General features: G+C 40.2%; 19 protein-coding genes. 9 read left to right on the top strand and 10 right to left on the bottom strand.

Annotated features, from left to right (window positions below; all coding sequences use genetic code 11):
- Position 1: 1 nt before the first annotated feature.
- The 6 genes from ACULLH_RS10920 to ACULLH_RS10895 form a co-directional block, all read right to left on the bottom strand.
- Entirely contained in the window at positions 2-355 is a 354-nt protein-coding gene (locus ACULLH_RS10920; protein WP_454088769.1) for a hypothetical protein, read from the bottom strand.
- Positions 345-638: a hypothetical protein gene (locus tag ACULLH_RS10915; protein ID WP_454088768.1), complete on the bottom strand. Its 294-nt coding sequence runs from the start codon at positions 636-638 to the stop codon at positions 345-347. The genes ACULLH_RS10920 and ACULLH_RS10915 overlap by 11 nt, the downstream gene beginning before the upstream one ends.
- Positions 639-724: 86 nt before the next feature.
- Entirely contained in the window at positions 725-1228 is a 504-nt protein-coding gene (locus ACULLH_RS10910) for a GbsR/MarR family transcriptional regulator (RefSeq protein WP_454088767.1), read from the bottom strand.
- Positions 1229-1284: 56 nt separating this feature from the next.
- On the bottom strand, positions 1285-3312 hold the full coding sequence (locus ACULLH_RS10905) for a M3 family metallopeptidase (RefSeq protein ID WP_454088766.1): 2028 nt from the start codon (positions 3310-3312) through the stop codon (positions 1285-1287).
- A 59-nt stretch (positions 3313-3371) separates the two neighbouring features.
- Complete coding sequence (purE, locus tag ACULLH_RS10900) at positions 3372-3863, bottom strand: 5-(carboxyamino)imidazole ribonucleotide mutase (RefSeq protein WP_454088765.1); 492 nt, start codon at positions 3861-3863, stop codon at positions 3372-3374.
- Positions 3864-3915: 52 nt separating this feature from the next.
- On the bottom strand, positions 3916-5076 hold the full coding sequence (locus ACULLH_RS10895; protein WP_454088764.1) for a 5-(carboxyamino)imidazole ribonucleotide synthase: 1161 nt from the start codon (positions 5074-5076) through the stop codon (positions 3916-3918).
- Positions 5077-5194: 118 nt separating this feature from the next.
- Between ACULLH_RS10895 and ACULLH_RS10890 the strand changes: the two genes are divergently transcribed.
- From ACULLH_RS10890 to ACULLH_RS10855, 8 genes are all read left to right on the top strand, one after another.
- Positions 5195-6313, top strand: a complete 1119-nt coding sequence (locus ACULLH_RS10890; protein ID WP_454088833.1) for an adenylate kinase — start codon at positions 5195-5197, stop codon at positions 6311-6313.
- On the top strand, positions 6306-6845 hold the full coding sequence (locus tag ACULLH_RS10885; RefSeq protein WP_454088763.1) for a hypothetical protein: 540 nt from the start codon (positions 6306-6308) through the stop codon (positions 6843-6845). The genes ACULLH_RS10890 and ACULLH_RS10885 overlap by 8 nt, the downstream gene beginning before the upstream one ends.
- Positions 6842-7843: a GTPase ObgE gene (gene obgE / locus ACULLH_RS10880; protein ID WP_454088762.1), complete on the top strand. Its 1002-nt coding sequence runs from the start codon at positions 6842-6844 to the stop codon at positions 7841-7843. The genes ACULLH_RS10885 and obgE overlap by 4 nt, the downstream gene beginning before the upstream one ends.
- A gap of 62 nt (positions 7844-7905) precedes the next feature.
- Positions 7906-8430: a DUF4136 domain-containing protein gene (locus tag ACULLH_RS10875; RefSeq protein WP_454088761.1), complete on the top strand. Its 525-nt coding sequence runs from the start codon at positions 7906-7908 to the stop codon at positions 8428-8430.
- Between the two features lie 163 nt (positions 8431-8593).
- Positions 8594-10651, top strand: a complete 2058-nt coding sequence (locus ACULLH_RS10870; RefSeq protein WP_454088760.1) for a S9 family peptidase — start codon at positions 8594-8596, stop codon at positions 10649-10651.
- Positions 10652-10894: 243 nt separating this feature from the next.
- Positions 10895-11104, top strand: coding sequence for a hypothetical protein (locus tag ACULLH_RS10865; RefSeq protein WP_454088759.1), 210 nt, complete (start codon positions 10895-10897; stop codon positions 11102-11104).
- A gap of 266 nt (positions 11105-11370) precedes the next feature.
- Positions 11371-12216, top strand: a complete 846-nt coding sequence (locus tag ACULLH_RS10860) for a sensor histidine kinase (protein ID WP_454088758.1) — start codon at positions 11371-11373, stop codon at positions 12214-12216.
- Positions 12213-12935, top strand: coding sequence for a LytR/AlgR family response regulator transcription factor (locus tag ACULLH_RS10855; RefSeq protein ID WP_454088757.1), 723 nt, complete (start codon positions 12213-12215; stop codon positions 12933-12935). Before ACULLH_RS10860 ends, ACULLH_RS10855 begins: the two co-directional genes overlap by 4 nt.
- 64 nt (positions 12936-12999) lie before the next feature.
- Here ACULLH_RS10855 and ACULLH_RS10850 read toward each other — a convergent pair whose 3' ends face one another.
- From ACULLH_RS10850 to ACULLH_RS10835, 4 genes are all read right to left on the bottom strand, one after another.
- Positions 13000-13374 (bottom strand): DoxX family membrane protein, encoded by a 375-nt coding sequence (locus tag ACULLH_RS10850; RefSeq protein ID WP_454088756.1) that lies wholly within the window; start codon positions 13372-13374, stop codon positions 13000-13002.
- Positions 13375-13467: 93 nt separating this feature from the next.
- Complete coding sequence (locus ACULLH_RS10845; RefSeq protein ID WP_454088755.1) at positions 13468-14253, bottom strand: SDR family oxidoreductase; 786 nt, start codon at positions 14251-14253, stop codon at positions 13468-13470.
- Position 14254: 1 nt separating this feature from the next.
- On the bottom strand, positions 14255-14566 hold the full coding sequence (locus ACULLH_RS10840) for a cupin domain-containing protein (protein WP_454088754.1): 312 nt from the start codon (positions 14564-14566) through the stop codon (positions 14255-14257).
- Between the two features lie 22 nt (positions 14567-14588).
- Entirely contained in the window at positions 14589-15062 is a 474-nt protein-coding gene (locus ACULLH_RS10835) for a cupin domain-containing protein (protein ID WP_454088753.1), read from the bottom strand.
- A gap of 96 nt (positions 15063-15158) precedes the next feature.
- Here ACULLH_RS10835 and ACULLH_RS10830 point away from each other — a divergent pair, with 96 nt between their 5' ends.
- Positions 15159-16514, top strand: coding sequence for a UDP-N-acetylmuramate--L-alanine ligase (locus ACULLH_RS10830; protein WP_454088752.1), 1356 nt, complete (start codon positions 15159-15161; stop codon positions 16512-16514).
- Positions 16515-16516 lie beyond the last annotated feature (2 nt).

Here is a 16516-nt window from a genome sequence, read left to right as displayed (position 1 = left end):
TTTATTGATTTAAGAGTTTTGATTTGTGTATGTATTTGAGCCAAAAAATGTTGTTGTAGTGCAAAAGGGATAAAAGCAAGATTATCTTGCCCAGTGTCAAGGATAGAGAGTTGAGCATCCCTAGCACACTTCCTATATTTTTCCAGTATGCAATGGTGATTATGGCATATCCAATATTGGTAAAGTAGTACCCAATCAAAAGAAGTTTGTTGATACTTTTTGCGAGCGGGATATCCGTGTGAAAAAGATGGAACAAGAAGACCTCGCCGTTTTTGAAAAATAACCACCCCACCTTTATCATTATGAAAACAATAATGGGGAGATATATGACATATGTTAGGATATTATAGTTCATTTTTTATTCGGTAAGTGATATATAAATGAAAGAATGCCAGTAGCATAGGGATTACGGCAAATTGCATGATAAAGTTGATGTCGCCATAGTTGTCTGTTGCAATCAAAAACAATATGGTCGAGGTTAGAATCAGATACGTAATAAAAAGCAGCTTGCTGAACTCACCCAACTTTTTGAAATGGTATATTATGATGAAACTCATAATTACTTGGGCAAAACCCAAAACTATGGAAAACAGCATGCCTAGATAAAGGGTTAGGTAAAGTGCTAGTGTTATAGCCACCAGTACTAAGTTTGTTTTATATAGCTTTATCATAATTCGAAATATTTTGTAGTTTCAGAAAAAATTGAAAATTTATAATAAAAAAATTATTTCATCAGTTTGAGCAGGGCACTGCTTATCCAGTTTTGTTTTAGTTCCACGGTTTTGGCCAACAGACGATCTGCTGTTTCGGCCATTTCGTGAAGAGCTTTGGTTTGTTTGATCAGTTCTTCGCTTGATGCGTTTCCATCACTTTTTATGGAACTGATTTCTTTTAGTGTTTTGATTACAGGTTGAATTTCCCTTCTGCTGCGTTCTTTGGCGATAATGCGAGCTAGTTCATGAACATCCTTTTCTGTAGAAAAGTATTCTTTGCGCTCTCCAGTTTTTAGCTCTTTGGTCACAATGCCCCAATCAATAAGTTGTCGAACATTCATACTGGTGTTTCCTCTTGAAATTTGAAGCTCTTGCATGATTTCCTCAGTGCTCAGAGGGTTAGGAGAGATAAACAGTAATGCCTGTATTTGTGCCATAGCCTTGTTTATGCCCCATAATGTACCCAAACTGCCCCAGGTGCTGATAAATTTCTGTTTTGCTTCTACATATTCCATGGAGCAAAGATAATATTATTTTTTAAACTTTCAATTATTTCTGAAAGTTTAATAATTTATTTTAACTCCAATAACCCAGCACGTTCCAACAAAGGTTCAATTTTGGGTTCTGCTCCCCTAAAACGCTTATAGAGAACCATTGGATTTTCCGTGCCGCCTTTAGATAGTACATGCTCCTTGAACTTATCCGCAACTTCCTTGTTGAAAATCCCATTTTCCTTGAAATAGGCAAAAGCATCCGCATCCAAGACCTCTGCCCATTTATAGCTATAATACCCAGAAGAATAACCTCCTTGGAAAATATGCGAGAAAGCGGTACTCATGCAGGTTTCCCGAGTTTCCGGAAAGAGGTTTGTACCTTCAAAAGCTTTGGTTTCGTATGCTTTCACATCATTTATTTCGGAAGAATTTGTTCCATGCCATGCCATGTCCAGGAATCCAAAGCTTAATTGTCGTAAAGTGGCCATCCCTTCTTGAAAGGTCGCTGAATCTTTAATCTTTTGGACCAATTCCATAGGAATCAACTCTCCAGTTTCATAATGGAAAGCGAACAATTTAAGCGCTTCTTTCTCATAGCACCAATTTTCCATGACCTGACTGGGCAGTTCAACAAAATCCCAATAAACGGAGGTTCCTGACAAACTTGGATAGGTTGTATTGGCCAACATACCGTGCAAACCATGTCCAAACTCATGAAACAGTGTGGTTACCTCATTGAAGGTGAGCAAAGAAGGTTTGGTTTCGGTGGGTTTGGTAAAGTTGCACACGTTCGAGATGTGCGGACGGCTATTTTTGCCATCCAAATGATACTGGGTTTTGTATGAGGTCATCCATGCTCCACCGCGTTTACCTGGTCTAGGATGAAAATCAGCATAAAAAAGGGAAATAAAATTATCAGATTCGTCATAAACCTCGAAAGTCTTGACTTCCTCATGATATTTTTCAATATCAAAAACCTCTTTGAATTTCAACCCAAATAACTTTTCAGCCACTTTGAAAACACCTTCGATAACATTTTCAAGCTTAAAGTAGGGTATGAGCTTTTCATCATCCAAATCAAACAGTTTCTGTTTCAATTTTTCAGAATAATAGGCACTGTCCCATTTTTCCAATCGGTCAATACCGTCCAAATCTTTGGCATATGCTTCTAGGTCTGCAAATTCCCGTTCCGCGGCAGGTTTCGCCTTTTCAAGTAATTCGTTCAAAAACCCCAAAACCTTATCAGGAGTCTCTGCCATGCGTTCCTCGAGCACAAAATCCGCATGGGTTTTATAGCCCAAGAGATTGGCCCGTTCATGGCGAAGCGCAACAATCTTCAATACGTTTTCTTTATTGTCGAGCTCGTCATTATGGAATCCCTTACTGCCGAATGCCAGCGATAATTCTTTTCGCAATTTTCGGTTCTTGGCATATTTCATAAATGGGATGTAGCTCGGATAATCCAAAGTGATCAACCAGCCTTCTTTGTTTTTTGATTTTGCCAATTGAACAGCAGCTTCCTTGGCCCCCTCTGGCAATCCTTCCAAGTCGGATTCATCGATCAACAACATTTCATATTTGTTGGTCTCCGCCAATACATTTTCCCCGAATTTCAATTTTAGTTTGGAAAGCTCGGCATCAATTTCGCGCAGACGTTTTTTATCGGCTTCACCCAGGTTGGCACCGTTGCGACTGAAGCTTTTATATCGCTTTTCCAACAAGGTTTGTTGTTCTGTGGACAAATCTAAATCGCTCTTTTGCGCATAAACGGATTTGATACGTTGAAAAAGGGCTTCGTTTAAGGTGATATCGTTATTGAATTCCGATAGCAGCGGAGATACCTCTTGCGCAATTTTCTGAATTTCCTCATTGGTCTCTGCGGAATTCAGATTGAAGAATATACTTGAGATACGATCCAATTGCTTGCCTGAAAAATCCAGAGCTTCCAACGTATTTTCAAATGTGGGCTCATCCGAATGGTTTGCAATGCCATCAATTTCTTTTCTGGCACCTTCAATGGCTTCCAAAAAAGCCGGTTTAAAATGTTTGTTTTTGATTTGCTCAAACGGAGCTTTGTCGAATTGGGTTAAAAGAGGGTTACTCATTTTATTTATGAAGCATTTATCCGTCCAAGAGCAATCTAGAACCGGATGTTTGGGGATTCTTATTTTTTATTGCGGACTTCTTCGGCACCTTTGATGACCTTTTCTTTAAGTCCTTGTTTGTAGACTTCAATCTTGTCCAAAACACATTTATCGGCACTGCCAATAATTTGGGCGGCCAAGATTCCGGCGTTTTTAGCTCCATTAAGGGCCACTGTCGCCACGGGTACACCTCCAGGCATTTGGAGAATGGACAATACGGAGTCCCACCCATCAATGGAATTACTACTTTTCACGGGAACTCCGATAACGGGCAATGGGGAAAGGGATGCCACCATTCCCGGTAGGTGGGCAGCTCCCCCAGCTCCTGCAATAATCACAGAGTAGCCATTTTTGTGGGCATTCTTTCCAAAATCGAACAGTTTTTCAGGGGTTCTGTGTGCAGATACAATGTCCACATCGACCTCAATATCAAATCCTTTTAAAATATCCACTGCATCTTGCATAACTGGGAGGTCGCTGGTACTTCCCATAATAACCGCTACTTTTTTCATAAAATTTCAAATATTAAATTCCAAACAACAAAACTTGGGATTTGGAGCTTGATTATTGTGATTTGCTGATTACTTTGATTGTTTCTTTGACATTTTGAGCCACTTTACGTGCAGTGGACATATCCTTGTCTACAATCGTTACATGACCCATTTTTCGGAAAGGACGTGTTTGTTTTTTGCCATATATGTGGGGAGTTACCCCTTCCATTTCCAATATGGATGTTATGTTCTCATAAACTACGTTGCCCGTATGTCCTTCGGCACCTACCAAATTTACCATAACTCCCGCCACTTTGCTCTCCGTTTTTCCCAAAGGTAATCCTAAAATGGCCCGAATGTGCTGTTCAAATTGATTGGTATAACTGGCCTCAATGCTGTAATGTCCACTATTATGTGGCCTAGGAGCTACTTCGTTGACTAAGATTTCATCGTTTTGGGTCTGGAACATTTCAACAGCAAGCAGTCCAACATGTTGTATCGATTTCGAAACCTTCAAGGCTACTTCACGTGCTTTTTTGGATACAGACTCACTGATACGTGCAGGACAGATTACATATTCCACTTGGTTGGCTTCTGGATGAAACTCCATTTCCACGACGGGGTAGGTTACGACTTCACCATTTTGGCTTCGAGCAACTATAACTGCAAGCTCATTTTTAAAATGAACCATTTCCTCAGCAATGCATTCCACATTGGGTAATCCTTCCAAATCTTCCAATCGCCGAACCACCTTCACACCCTGTCCATCATACCCGAACTGCGCACTTTTCCAAACAAATGGAAATTTTAATCCACCATTTGAAATGCTAACCTCTATTTCTGAAGTATAGGCAAAACGCGTAAAGGGAGATGTTGGAATGTTGTTGTCCGTATAAAAAAGCTTTTGGGTAGCCTTGTTTTGTATGATACGAAGCGCTTTTGGTTGAGGAAATACCTTAACCCCTTCATCTTCCAATTTTTCCAGGGCATCAACATTTACATTTTCGATTTCGATGGTAAGCACATCCACATCTTTTCCGAAGGCATAAACGGTATCAAAATCGAGTAAACTACCTTGGACAAATTCGTCACATGCTATGCTGCAAGGTGCTTCGGCCGAAGCATCCATGACCTTTGTTTGGATGTCCCATTTACGGGTCTCATAAAGCAACATTTTGCCCAATTGACCCCCTCCTAAAATTCCAAGTTTAAAGTTGGAAGAAAAAAAACGCATTGGCCCCTGATTTGGAATGAAAGCAAAAATACATGAATTCCGCGAAGGGATAAAAAACCAAAGGGATTCGAGACCTTAAAAATGTTATCTTTGCCAACCTATTTAAATGGATGACAAGTTGATAAAGCTTCACGACAAGGTTTTTAAACCCTATTTAAAGGAGGGTCAGATTTTGGAGGCCATTGATAAAATGGCCGCTCAAATTGCTGACGACTATAAGGACCAGGTGCCGATTTTTGTTGGTGTCCTTAATGGAGCCTTTATGTTCGCATCAGATTTTTTAAAGGCTTACCCCCATCCGTGTGAAGTTTCATTCGTAAAATTAAGTTCGTATCAAGGATTGACCTCTACGGGTATCGTGGAGACCTTGCTGGATGTTCCTGAGAATATCGAGGGGAGAAGCATCATTATTCTCGAGGATGTGATCGACACGGGAAGAACGTTGAAGCAACTTGTACATCTATTCTCCAAGACCAACGCCAAGGAATTTAAGATTGCATCCTTGTTCTATAAATCTGATGTGTACAACGGCGAGTATGCAATTGACTATGTAGGATTGGAAATTCCAGATACCTTTATTGTAGGATATGGGCTGGATTACAAGGAGTTAGGAAGAAATTTAAGAGAAGTGTACCAATTAAACCAAGTAGATATGATTAACCTAGTGCTTTTCGGAAAGCCAGGGGCAGGTAAAGGAACCCAAGCAGGATTTTTAAAAGAAAAATACAATTTGAAACATATTTCCACAGGGGATGTGTTCAGATATAACATTAAAAATGGAACGGAACTGGGCAAATTGGCCAAATCGTACATGGACAAAGGGGATTTGGTGCCAGATGAAGTTACCATAAGCATGTTGAAGGATGAAGTGGAGAATAATCCTGAAGCATCAGGGTTCATTTTTGATGGTTTTCCGAGAACCGAAGCTCAAGCTGAGGCCTTGGATAACTTTTTGGAATCCAAAAAGATGCGAATTGATGCCACGATTGCTTTGGAGGCGGATGATGATATTTTGGTAAATCGTTTGTTGGAACGGGGCAAGGATAGTGGAAGACCTGATGATCAGGACGAAAGTAAGATTCGCAACCGTTTTGACGTATACAACCAAGAAACCGCTCCCCTTAAAGAATATTATCAGAAGCAGGATAAATTTCATTCGGTTAACGGAATTGGGGATATCGAGGAAATTACGGAACGATTGGCGAAGGTTATAGACCAATTATTTCACAATGTTTAAAAAATGTCTTTTTATATTTTTTATAATTCTCCTGACATCGTGTGAAAATAACAACTGGCAACATGAGATTCAGAACCAAGTAAACATCTACAACAAAACTGTCGAAGAAGAGGATAGTTATCTTATCGAGGCAAATCAGGCATCCAATATCTGGCTAAAGAAATATGCTGAAAGGTATGGTCTTAGAAAAATTGTGACGGCACATGTAAGTCCTAAACTCATGGATTTTGAAAGACATATATTCCTAAAGGACCAACAAATAATATACACACATTACATTGGCATTGCACCCAGAATTAATGGCTCCTCAGAACAGGATTTTTTGATTTTTAACAAACAATCTTTTTGGCGAGACACTGGCAATGGTCAGATATTTAAACAACAAGTAGTTAGTGATGTTTTCAAGAACAGGGATGAGGTAATGAAAGTTTTGGAAAAAACAGATATTGTCGTTGAAGATGTATCTTCCAAGGAATATCTTGAAATTCAAGAATATTATGACGAAGTGACTGCTTTGAAACCTAAAAAATGACCGAAGGTAATTTTGTCGACTATGTAAAAGTTCATGTAGCTTCTGGAAACGGAGGCAAAGGTTCTGTGCACCTACACCGGGAAAAATACATCACCAAAGGTGGGCCCGATGGTGGAGATGGTGGACGAGGAGGCCACGTCATCGTAAAAGGCAATAAGAACCTTTGGACCTTGGTCCATTATAGGTTCAAAAAACACTTTAAAGGAGGTCACGGTGAACATGGAAGTAAAAATCGAAGTACCGGTGCAGATGGTGCGGACGTGTACATGGAAGTGCCTTTAGGTACCGTTATTCGAGACACAGCATCCAATGAAGTTCTTTTTGAGATTACTGAGGACGGAGAAGAAAAGATAGTCCTCGAAGGTGGTAAAGGAGGTAGGGGCAACTGGCATTTTAAGAGCCCGACCAATCAGACTCCCCGATATGCACAGCCAGGTATCCCGGGACAAGAATCCCAAGTTACCTTAGAGTTAAAGGTGTTGGCAGATGTTGGACTGGTTGGCTTTCCGAATGCAGGAAAATCCACATTGCTCTCTGTGATGACCTCGGCCAAACCAAAAATTGCGGATTACGAATTCACCACTTTAAAACCCAATTTAGGCATTGTTGAATATCGCGACTTCAAGAGTTTTGTGATGGCAGATATTCCTGGAATCATTGAAGGTGCTGCCGAAGGCAAGGGATTGGGGCACTATTTTTTGCGTCATATTGAACGGAATGCCACATTGCTTTTTCTGATTCCGGCGGATAGCAATGATATTTCCAAGGAATATGAAATCTTATTGGACGAGCTAAGACGTTACAATCCTGAACTTCTGGACAAAGAAAGATTGGTGGCCATCTCCAAAAGCGATATGCTTGATCAAGAACTTATGGACGAAATGAGAGTCGAGCTGGATAAGGATCTAAAAAATGTGTCTTACCTCTTTATTTCTTCAGTAGCCCAGCAGGGAATCCAAGAGCTCAAGGATAAGCTGTGGAAGCTATTGAACGAATAACCTTACCCAAATCCCTTTTGAACCTGAATATTGATTAATTTTAAAGGTATTTGAAATTGGTCATGCGATATCTTATTTCATTTTTGGTTTGCTCCTTATTTATTTCCTGCGGTGGTGTAAGGGTAAATTACGACTATGATAAGACTACAAACTTTTCAAACTATACCAGCTATAATTATTTCACTGATATTGAATCGGGATTAAGTGGACTTGATGAGAAACGCCTAGTCCGTATTTTGGATTCAACACTGCAATCAAAGGGATATCTCCTTGCTGAAGAACCAGACTTTTTTATCAATATCCTAAGCAGTGAGTACCGTGCGGCGCCCAATAATTCTGTAGGTGTGGGCTTAGGCGGTGGTGGACGCAATGTAGGTGGTGGCGTGTCTGTAGGATTGCCACTGGGGAATTCCGGGATTCAAAGACAAATACAATTTGATTTTGTAGATGCACAAAAAGATGCCCTTTTTTGGCAAGCGACGAGCGAGAGCGGGTATCGTGAAAATGCCTCCCCGAACGTAAGGGAAGCAAGGTTGAGAGCTGTGGTCAAAAAGGTGTTTTCCAAATTTCCTCCTGAAAAAAAATAGTTCCACTTACCAGAGCTAATTTACCGCTTACCATAATCTTGTTTCCGGGCGATACATGAGATTCTATTTTTATTACCTGCTTAAACATGTAACAAAAGCACAAAAAATCGGTCTTATTAAAGATTAACTTCAAATTTCAATCAAAAACAATTAATGCAACACTATGAAAACAACATTGAATTTTAAGCTGTTATGCGGCTCTTTGCTGTTCTTTTTTACAGGAGTGGCCTCATATGCCCAAGCACCCGCGGCAGACTCCGAAAAGGGAGAACAAAGCCTACCTGGCAAACCCGAATTGGTTAGCTCGAATGATGAACTTATTTCATTGGCATCTTTGGATGATGGTGACTATCGTTACACCGTAGAGGATTATTTCGCTAATCCCAAGGCATTTACTTTTAGATTTTCACCAGACGGTAAATACCTTTCCTACCGTGAGAGCGATGAGAATGGTAAACAACATATCTATGTCAAGGATATCGCTACAGGAGTATCAAAAAGAGCTATAGAAGAAAAAGATGAATTGGTTAGAGGCTACGGATGGCTGAACAATGGAAGACTTTATTATTCCATGGACAAAGGAGGTGATGAAAATTATCACATCTATGCCGTTGATCTGGATGGCACTAACATGAAAGACCTTACACCGTTCGATGGCGTTCGAGCCCAGTTTACAGAGCTTCTTCGAGAGGACAAGGATCACATTATTGTGTCAATGAACAAAAACAACCCTCAGGTATTTGAACCATACAAGGTAAACTTGGATACCGGGGAGCTTACCCAACTTTTTAGTAATGATGACCCGGCCAATCCAATTTTTGGATATAACTTCGATAAGGATGGAAATCTTAAGGGCTACGTAAGAATCAGGGATGGCGTAGAGCAAGATGTGTATTATGAAGATGGAAATGGAGGATATAAATTGCTGAAGAGCCTTAATTGGAAGGACAATTTCAATATTTTGAATTTTAACTATGCAACAGAGGATCCACACGATGCCTATGTACTTTCAAATTTGGAAAGCGATAAGGCCGAGATTGTTCTGTACGATTTAAAGGAAGATAAGGCCGTTGAAAAAGTTTTCACGAACGATTATTATGATGTTCAAGGCCTAGGGCTTTCCCGAACAAGAAACTATTCCATCGATTATTTTTCCTATGAAGGTGAAAAGGGAATAGTTGTACCGGTAAGCGAGCCTTACAAACAATTGGCTGCTAAAGTAAAAGAGGAACTTCCTGGAAAACAATATCGCGTATTGGATACTACCGAGGATGAAAACCTCTTCATGGTTTATGTGGATAGTGATCGCCTTTACGGGGTATATTACGCATATGATGTCGCCAAAAATGAACTCAAAGAGTTATACAATACCATGCCGCAATTAAAAGAGGAGGATATGTCCGAAATGAGGCCAATCACCTTTAAAAGTCGTGATGGGATCACTTTACATGGCTATATTACACTTCCCAAGGCCGCTCTGGCAGGAGAAAAAGTACCTGTAATTGTGAATCCACATGGTGGACCGCAGGGCATACGTGATTCTTGGGGCTTTAACCCAGAAGCGCAATTGTTTGCAAGTAGGGGTTATGCTACCCTGCAAGTTAATTTCCGAATCTCAGGGGGATATGGAAGAGAATTTTTGGAGTCTGGATTTAAACAAATCGGGCGAAAAGCTATGGACGATGTTGAGGACGGTCTAAAATATGTAATTGATCAAGGCTGGGTAGATGCAGATAAAGCCGCCATCTATGGAGGAAGCCATGGAGGTTATGCCGTTCTAAGAGGTTTGACCAAGACACCTGACCTTTACGCATGCGGGGTGGACTATGTGGGCGTTTCCAATCTTTTCACATTTATGAAGACCATTCCACCATATTGGAAGCCTTATTTAAAAATCATCAAGGAAATATGGTATGATGAGGACAATCCTGAGGAGAAATTGATCATGGAAGAAGTATCACCTGTATACCAAATTGACAAGATCAAAAAACCATTGTTCGTGGTTCAGGGTGCAAATGACCCAAGGGTTAATATCGATGAATCGGACCAGATTGTGAGCGCACTTCGGGGCAAAGGCTATGATGTGCCCTATATGGTGAAATATGATGAGGGACACGGATTCGGAAAAGAAGAAAATAGATTGGAGCTGTACAATGCAATGATGGGCTTTTATGCCAAGCATTTGGGCAAGCAAGAAATACCGACCCCTTTGAAAGACTGATCTTTCAAAACGAGATTATTGGAAGGAGCCTTTTTAGGCTCCTTTTTTTGTGGTTACCGTTCACAATGTCAAATATACCATTGGTCATAATCTCCTTTCCCTGGGTACATTGGGAATGTATTTTTGGGGTATAAACATCAAAAGACGGTTACGATGATAACAATAGCCAAATTAGTAATTACGCTGCTTATCGATATTCTGGTTTAGCAGATACATAAGACAACCTTTCAAATAAAGTTAAAAATGAAAAAACTAAATAAATCACAGCGGTTCATCCTTGTTATGGGAATCCTTTTGGCAGCCTTCGGAATTATTGCAAAATGGAGCGGATGGGACATCGATTACTTTCCATTCTTCTACACAGGATCTACACTGACATGGGTAGCTTTCCTAAATACGGAAAAGAGCTGCTGCTGGGGAATAAAAAGGCAAAAAATCAATTCAAAATCCTAGAGCTTCCTCGCTGGGCAAAACCTTATATTTGGATTGTTGATGATACATAGCCAATGGAACTAAATAGCAAAAAAAGCAATTATACCTTTTGGATACTCCAACTTTTGGGATGGGGATTCATTAATTGCCTTTCCATTTTTGTGATGCGGAAGATGAGCCCCGAGCTTATAGTTTACTCCGTTATTTTTGGCATCTTCATTGGTGTTTTTTCTACTTCTCTACTGCGGTGGTATCTTAAACGTAATGTTGGGTTTGAATCATTTGGGATGAAGGATTTCATCAAGATTCTAGTGTCCTTTTTGGTCACCTGTATCATTTTTGGTGGTATGAATTTTCTATTCGGATACTTGTACGCCAAGCATGGGCCAGGACTTACGGAAGAGGAAATTCAGATGTTCAAAATCTATGATGGCGTTTTTATCCATATCCTTAACTCGCTATTCTTAATAGGAGCATGGACAGTTACCTACTTGGTCATCAAATTACTGTTGAAATTAAACAGGGACCGTATTGAACGACTTGAATTAAATACAACCCTCAAACAGGCGCAACTCAATACCCTGAAGGGGCAGATAAATCCACACTTTATGTTCAACAGTTTGAACAATATCAGAGGGTTGATGCTGGAGGATGTGGAAAAATCACGGGAAATGCTCACAAAGCTTTCCGAGATTTTAAGGTACTCACTTACCAAGAACAATGTAAACTCCATTCCGTTGGAGGAGGAGTTGGAGATTGTGGACAATTATATCGACCTGTCCAAGATTCAGTTTGAAAACCGGTTGGAGTTCGTCAAAGAGGTTGATGAAAACATGTTGTCACAACAAATTCCCCCAATGATCATACAGCTATTGATCGAAAACGCTGCCAAGCACGGAATTTCCAATCTGAAAAAAGGAGGTAGAATTGTGTTGGTAACGAAAGAGGAGGGCGGTTTGATGAAAATTCAGGTTAGAAATACGGGAAAACTTAAACTTCAAAAAAATACGACGCAGTTGGGGTTAAAAAATATTAGACAAAGATTAAAACTGCTTTATGCAGATAATGCTTCCTTCAATTTACATGAAACTGATGGGGAGGTAGTGGCAGATATTAAAATACCATTGGAATGAAAATCAAGACGGTTATTGTTGAAGATTCCAGATTGGCCCGCAATGAGCTAAAAGAACTCATCAAAAAATATGATGAGATTGAGCTCGTTGGCGAAGCTGAGAATGTAGATATGGGGTTTGAACTCATTCGGCAACAAGCCCCAGATCTGCTTTTTTTGGATATCAACATGCCCGAAAAAGATGGGTTTGAGTTACTTGAAATGTTGGATGAGGTACCTATTACGGTTTTCACGACGGCTTTTGATGAGTATGCCATTAAATCCTTCGAGTACAACGCCCTGGATTATTTGTTGAAGCCCATAAACGAAAAACGTTTTGGAATGGCCTTGGATAAGGTAAGGGCAAGGTTGGCAGAAAATGAAGAAGAGGAAAAATCGTCAAAATTGTCCGAGACCAGTCAAATTTTTATAAAAGATGGAGAATCATGCTGGTTGGTCAAAATAGGGGAGATTTCCCATTTTGAGATTGTTGGGAACTATACCAGGGTGTTTTTTCAGGACAAAAAGCCACTGCTTTACAAATCGCTCAATCAGATAGAGGAAAAACTGCCCAATCAATCTTTTTTCAGGGCAAACAGACAACAAATAGTGAATACCAATTATATCAACAATGTAGTGCCATGGTTTAATGGGAAACTAAAGCTCCAAATGAAGAACGGGGAAGAAATTGAAGTGTCTAGAAGACAATCCTACATATTCAAGGATAAAATGAGTTTATAATCAAAAAACGAATGTTGTAGCAATAAAAAAGCCCCTCTTTTAAAGAGGGGCTTTTTTACAATATTTAGGCTCGTAAAATTTCTTTATATCGGTCTTTGTATCCGATAAGAACAACAATGTTCAAAACAATAAGAATTAAAGCTCCCATTATACCTTCAGGAGCTAAAGCAGCGTGGAACATTACCGCGTTTACCGAAACGCTCATTAGAATAAGGGTCATCAAAGCGCCAAATTTGTTCAAAATTAGGGCAAGACCTGTCAAAATCTCAATAACTGCTACCAAAGTTATTGTATGGGTCGATGATACGGCGCCGAAGTATGCCATTGCGCTCTCTGACATCTCCCCAAAAGGAATGAAATGTAAAAACTTGTTCAAACCAAAGGTAAGGACGAACAATCCTAAAAGAATCCGCGCTACCATAAAAACTTTTGAATTCATAAAGTTGAATTTTTAGTGGTTAAGCAATAAAATTAACGAAAATTTATGAATTCAATAATTTGATCCTATAATTATTTCGATTTTGGAAATAAATCACAATGATTTCAACAAACCACCATCTATCGGAATATTGGTCCCTGTGATATATCCGGCCTGTTTTGAAGCCAAAAAAGCGACCAAATAACCATACTCGGCAGGATCTCCTATGCGTTTAACGGGGACTTGCGCTTCCATGGCCGAACGCACTTCACTGGTCGAAATTCCCAACTTTTCCGCTTTTTTGGCATTGAGTTGGGCAATTCTGTTGGTGTCAAAATAGCCAGTAAGTACATTGTTGACCGTAATGCCATCTTTGCCCACATCAAATGCAAGGCTTTTGGCCCAAGTTACCATTGCCGCTCGTATGGAATTGGATAGCGCCAAATAATTTAAGGGCTCTTTGACCGAAATTGAGGCTACGTTTATGATCCTGCCCCATTGTTTTTTAAGCATATGCCCCAATGCCAGTTCTGTGGTCAGTACAACGGATTTAAACAACAGGTCAAAGGCATTTTGATAATCTTCTACCTTTTTCTCCAAAGCACCCCCAGCCTCTGGTCCCTGGGTGTTGTTCACAAGGATATCTATGGAGTTCTCTGCAAAAAAAGTGGTCATTTTTGCCTTGAAAGCGTTAAAATCCGAAAAATCAACAAGTATATATTGGTGCTTTTGCCCTTGTTCCGTGGGTAAATCCGTAACAATTTCCTTTAGTCGAGCTTCATTTCTTGCCATAAGGGTCACATTGGCGCCACTTTCGGCAAGTTGTCTGGCGATGGCCTCGCCAATACCCTTACTGCTTCCGCCAACCAGTGCGTTTTTTCCTGAGTGCGATATTTTCATACTATCTATATTCTTCCCGCACCGGGTTAAAAACATCCATTAATTTACAAGCGGTCAAAGCTTTTCCACTATGTGGAACGTTCGAGGGAATGATTACTACATCACCGGGATTATGGATATCGGTTTTTCCACCAACGGTGAATTGAAAAGTACCTTCCAAAACATGCATGATCTGTTCGTGAACGTGATGGTGTGCTGGTACTTCCGCACCTTCTTCCACATCCCAAAAAGCCCAGGTCATTGTTTCACTGTGGACCATTTTACCATGGTAACCGGGCATAATTTCTTTACTTGGAATATCTCTTAAATTCATAATAACTGTAACTATTTTGATTCTAATCTTGATCTAATTTTTCCGATACACTATTGTAATATTCCCTTGTGACTTTCTGCGTCCAAATTGTTGGGGAGTTTCCATAAATTGCGAGATACGATATCTTGCTATCCTTGGAGGAAGTATGCCAGTGCTCCGTTTCTTTTTGGCATCGGATAACATCTCCTTTCCTAATTATTATTGGATCTTTTCCTTTCTCTTGATAATATCCTTTCCCTTCCAACACAATCAATACTTGGGGAGTGCCATGCTTATGCCAATCCAATGTTGAGTTGGGACTAAACGTTGCTTGGGTAATATTGTAGTCGAGATTATCTTCTTCCTTAAGCAAAAAGTTAAGCCATGCTTCTCCTATATGATGTGTATTTGGAGCTTTGATCCCATCATCCAAGAATGATTTAATAGGGTAGTCTGACTTTTGTGCCAATGTAATAGCGGGAAAACAAATAATTAAACAGAATATTAGATGTCTCATGGTTGTCAATTTTAAAACCAAGGTAACAATTAATAAGATCACATCTAAGTTTGTAATGGCTGGGCCAATGTCTATTTTTGATGGATAATTTGTAGTATGAAAATCCATTTTATTGCCATCGGTGGAAGCGCCATGCACAACCTGGCCTTGGCCATGGAACACAAGGGATACGAAATCACGGGGAGTGATGATGTAATCTTCGAACCTTCAAAGAGTAGGTTGGCCGCAAAAGGCCTACTTCCCGCAGAATTTGGGTGGTTTCCCGAAAAGATTCATGATGACCTGGATGCCGTTATTTTAGGAATGCACGCAAAATCGGACAATCCTGAGTTGCTGAAGGCACAGGAAATAGGGTTGAAAATTTATTCCTATCCCGAATTTTTATACGAACAGTCCAAATACAAGACCAGGGTAGTCATAGGAGGCAGTCATGGTAAGACCACCATAACCTCCATGATACTCCACGTGCTGAATTATCATGATATCGCTGTGGATTATATGGTTGGAGCGCAGTTGGAGGGTTTTGAACGGATGGTGCACCTTACCGAAGAAAATGATTTCATCGTACTCGAAGGGGACGAATACCTTTCATCACCCGTTGACAGAAGGCCCAAATTTCATTTGTATCAGCCCAATATTGCCCTGTTAAGTGGGATTGCCTGGGATCATATCAACGTGTTCCCAACCTTTGAAAACTACGTTGAGCAATTTCAGATTTTTGTGGACGGCATAGTTCGAGGAGGTTCCATAACTTATAATGAGGAAGATGCCGAGGTTAAAAAAGTTGTTGAAACCTCGGAAAATTCGATTCGAAAATTTCCTTATACCACTCCAGAATACCGTGTTGAGAATGGTGTGACCTTATTGGATACGCCAGAGGGGGAAATGCCCATTGAGATATTCGGAAAGCACAACCTGAACAATCTGGCTGGCGCCAAATGGATCTGTCAGAATATGGGTGTTGATGAGGATGATTTTTACGAAGCCATTGCTTCTTTCAAAGGAGCTTCCAAACGATTGGAAAAGGTAGCTGAAGGAGAAAATAAAGTAGCTTTTAAAGATTTTGCCCATTCTCCAAGCAAGGTTAAAGCAACTACAAGGGCGGTCAAAGAGCAATATCCGAACCGAAAATTACTGGCGTGCCTAGAACTTCATACGTACAGCAGTTTAAATGCAGAGTTTCTTAAGGAATACGATGGTGCTCTGGATGCTGCCGATGAGGCCGTGGTGTTTTATTCTCCGGATGCGGTAAAAATCAAACAATTGGAGGAGGTGACCGAAAAACAGATAGCGGATGCCCTAAAAAGGGAAGATGTCCAGATTTTTACAGATCCACAAGCTTTTCAAGAATTCCTTTTTAGCCAGAATTTTGACCATTCCACTTTGTTGCTGATGAGTTCTGGAAATTACGGCGGGTTGGATTTCGATCGTTTCAATACCATTTTCAGCTAAAA

This window comes from Flagellimonas sp. 2504JD4-2, from assembly GCF_053642935.1.
This window is presented reverse-complemented; position numbering and strand designations above follow the sequence as displayed.

Bases quoted from the DNA above. Each gene is read 5' to 3' on its own strand.
- ACULLH_RS10910 (WP_454088767.1), bottom strand. From the start codon at position 1,228: ATGGAATATGTAGAAGCAAAACAGAAATTTATCAGCACCTGGGGCAGT.
- obgE (WP_454088762.1), top strand. From the start codon at position 6,842: ATGACCGAAGGTAATTTTGTCGACTATGTAAAAGTTCATGTAGCTTCT.
- ACULLH_RS10870 (WP_454088760.1), top strand. From the start codon at position 8,594: ATGAAAACAACATTGAATTTTAAGCTGTTATGCGGCTCTTTGCTGTTC.
- ACULLH_RS10865 (WP_454088759.1), top strand. From the start codon at position 10,895: ATGAAAAAACTAAATAAATCACAGCGGTTCATCCTTGTTATGGGAATC.
- ACULLH_RS10840 (WP_454088754.1), bottom strand. From the start codon at position 14,566: ATGAATTTAAGAGATATTCCAAGTAAAGAAATTATGCCCGGTTACCAT.
- ACULLH_RS10885 (WP_454088763.1), top strand. From the start codon at position 6,306: ATGTTTAAAAAATGTCTTTTTATATTTTTTATAATTCTCCTGACATCG.
- ACULLH_RS10905 (WP_454088766.1), bottom strand. From the start codon at position 3,312: ATGAGTAACCCTCTTTTAACCCAATTCGACAAAGCTCCGTTTGAGCAA.
- purE (WP_454088765.1), bottom strand. From the start codon at position 3,863: ATGAAAAAAGTAGCGGTTATTATGGGAAGTACCAGCGACCTCCCAGTT.
- ACULLH_RS10830 (WP_454088752.1), top strand. From the start codon at position 15,159: ATGAAAATCCATTTTATTGCCATCGGTGGAAGCGCCATGCACAACCTG.
- ACULLH_RS10895 (WP_454088764.1), bottom strand. From the start codon at position 5,076: ATGCGTTTTTTTTCTTCCAACTTTAAACTTGGAATTTTAGGAGGGGGT.
- ACULLH_RS10850 (WP_454088756.1), bottom strand. From the start codon at position 13,374: ATGAATTCAAAAGTTTTTATGGTAGCGCGGATTCTTTTAGGATTGTTC.
- ACULLH_RS10845 (WP_454088755.1), bottom strand. From the start codon at position 14,253: ATGAAAATATCGCACTCAGGAAAAAACGCACTGGTTGGCGGAAGCAGT.
- ACULLH_RS10920 (WP_454088769.1), bottom strand. From the start codon at position 355: ATGAACTATAATATCCTAACATATGTCATATATCTCCCCATTATTGTT.
- ACULLH_RS10860 (WP_454088758.1), top strand. From the start codon at position 11,371: ATGAAGGATTTCATCAAGATTCTAGTGTCCTTTTTGGTCACCTGTATC.
- ACULLH_RS10875 (WP_454088761.1), top strand. From the start codon at position 7,906: ATGCGATATCTTATTTCATTTTTGGTTTGCTCCTTATTTATTTCCTGC.
- ACULLH_RS10855 (WP_454088757.1), top strand. From the start codon at position 12,213: ATGAAAATCAAGACGGTTATTGTTGAAGATTCCAGATTGGCCCGCAAT.
- ACULLH_RS10835 (WP_454088753.1), bottom strand. From the start codon at position 15,062: ATGAGACATCTAATATTCTGTTTAATTATTTGTTTTCCCGCTATTACA.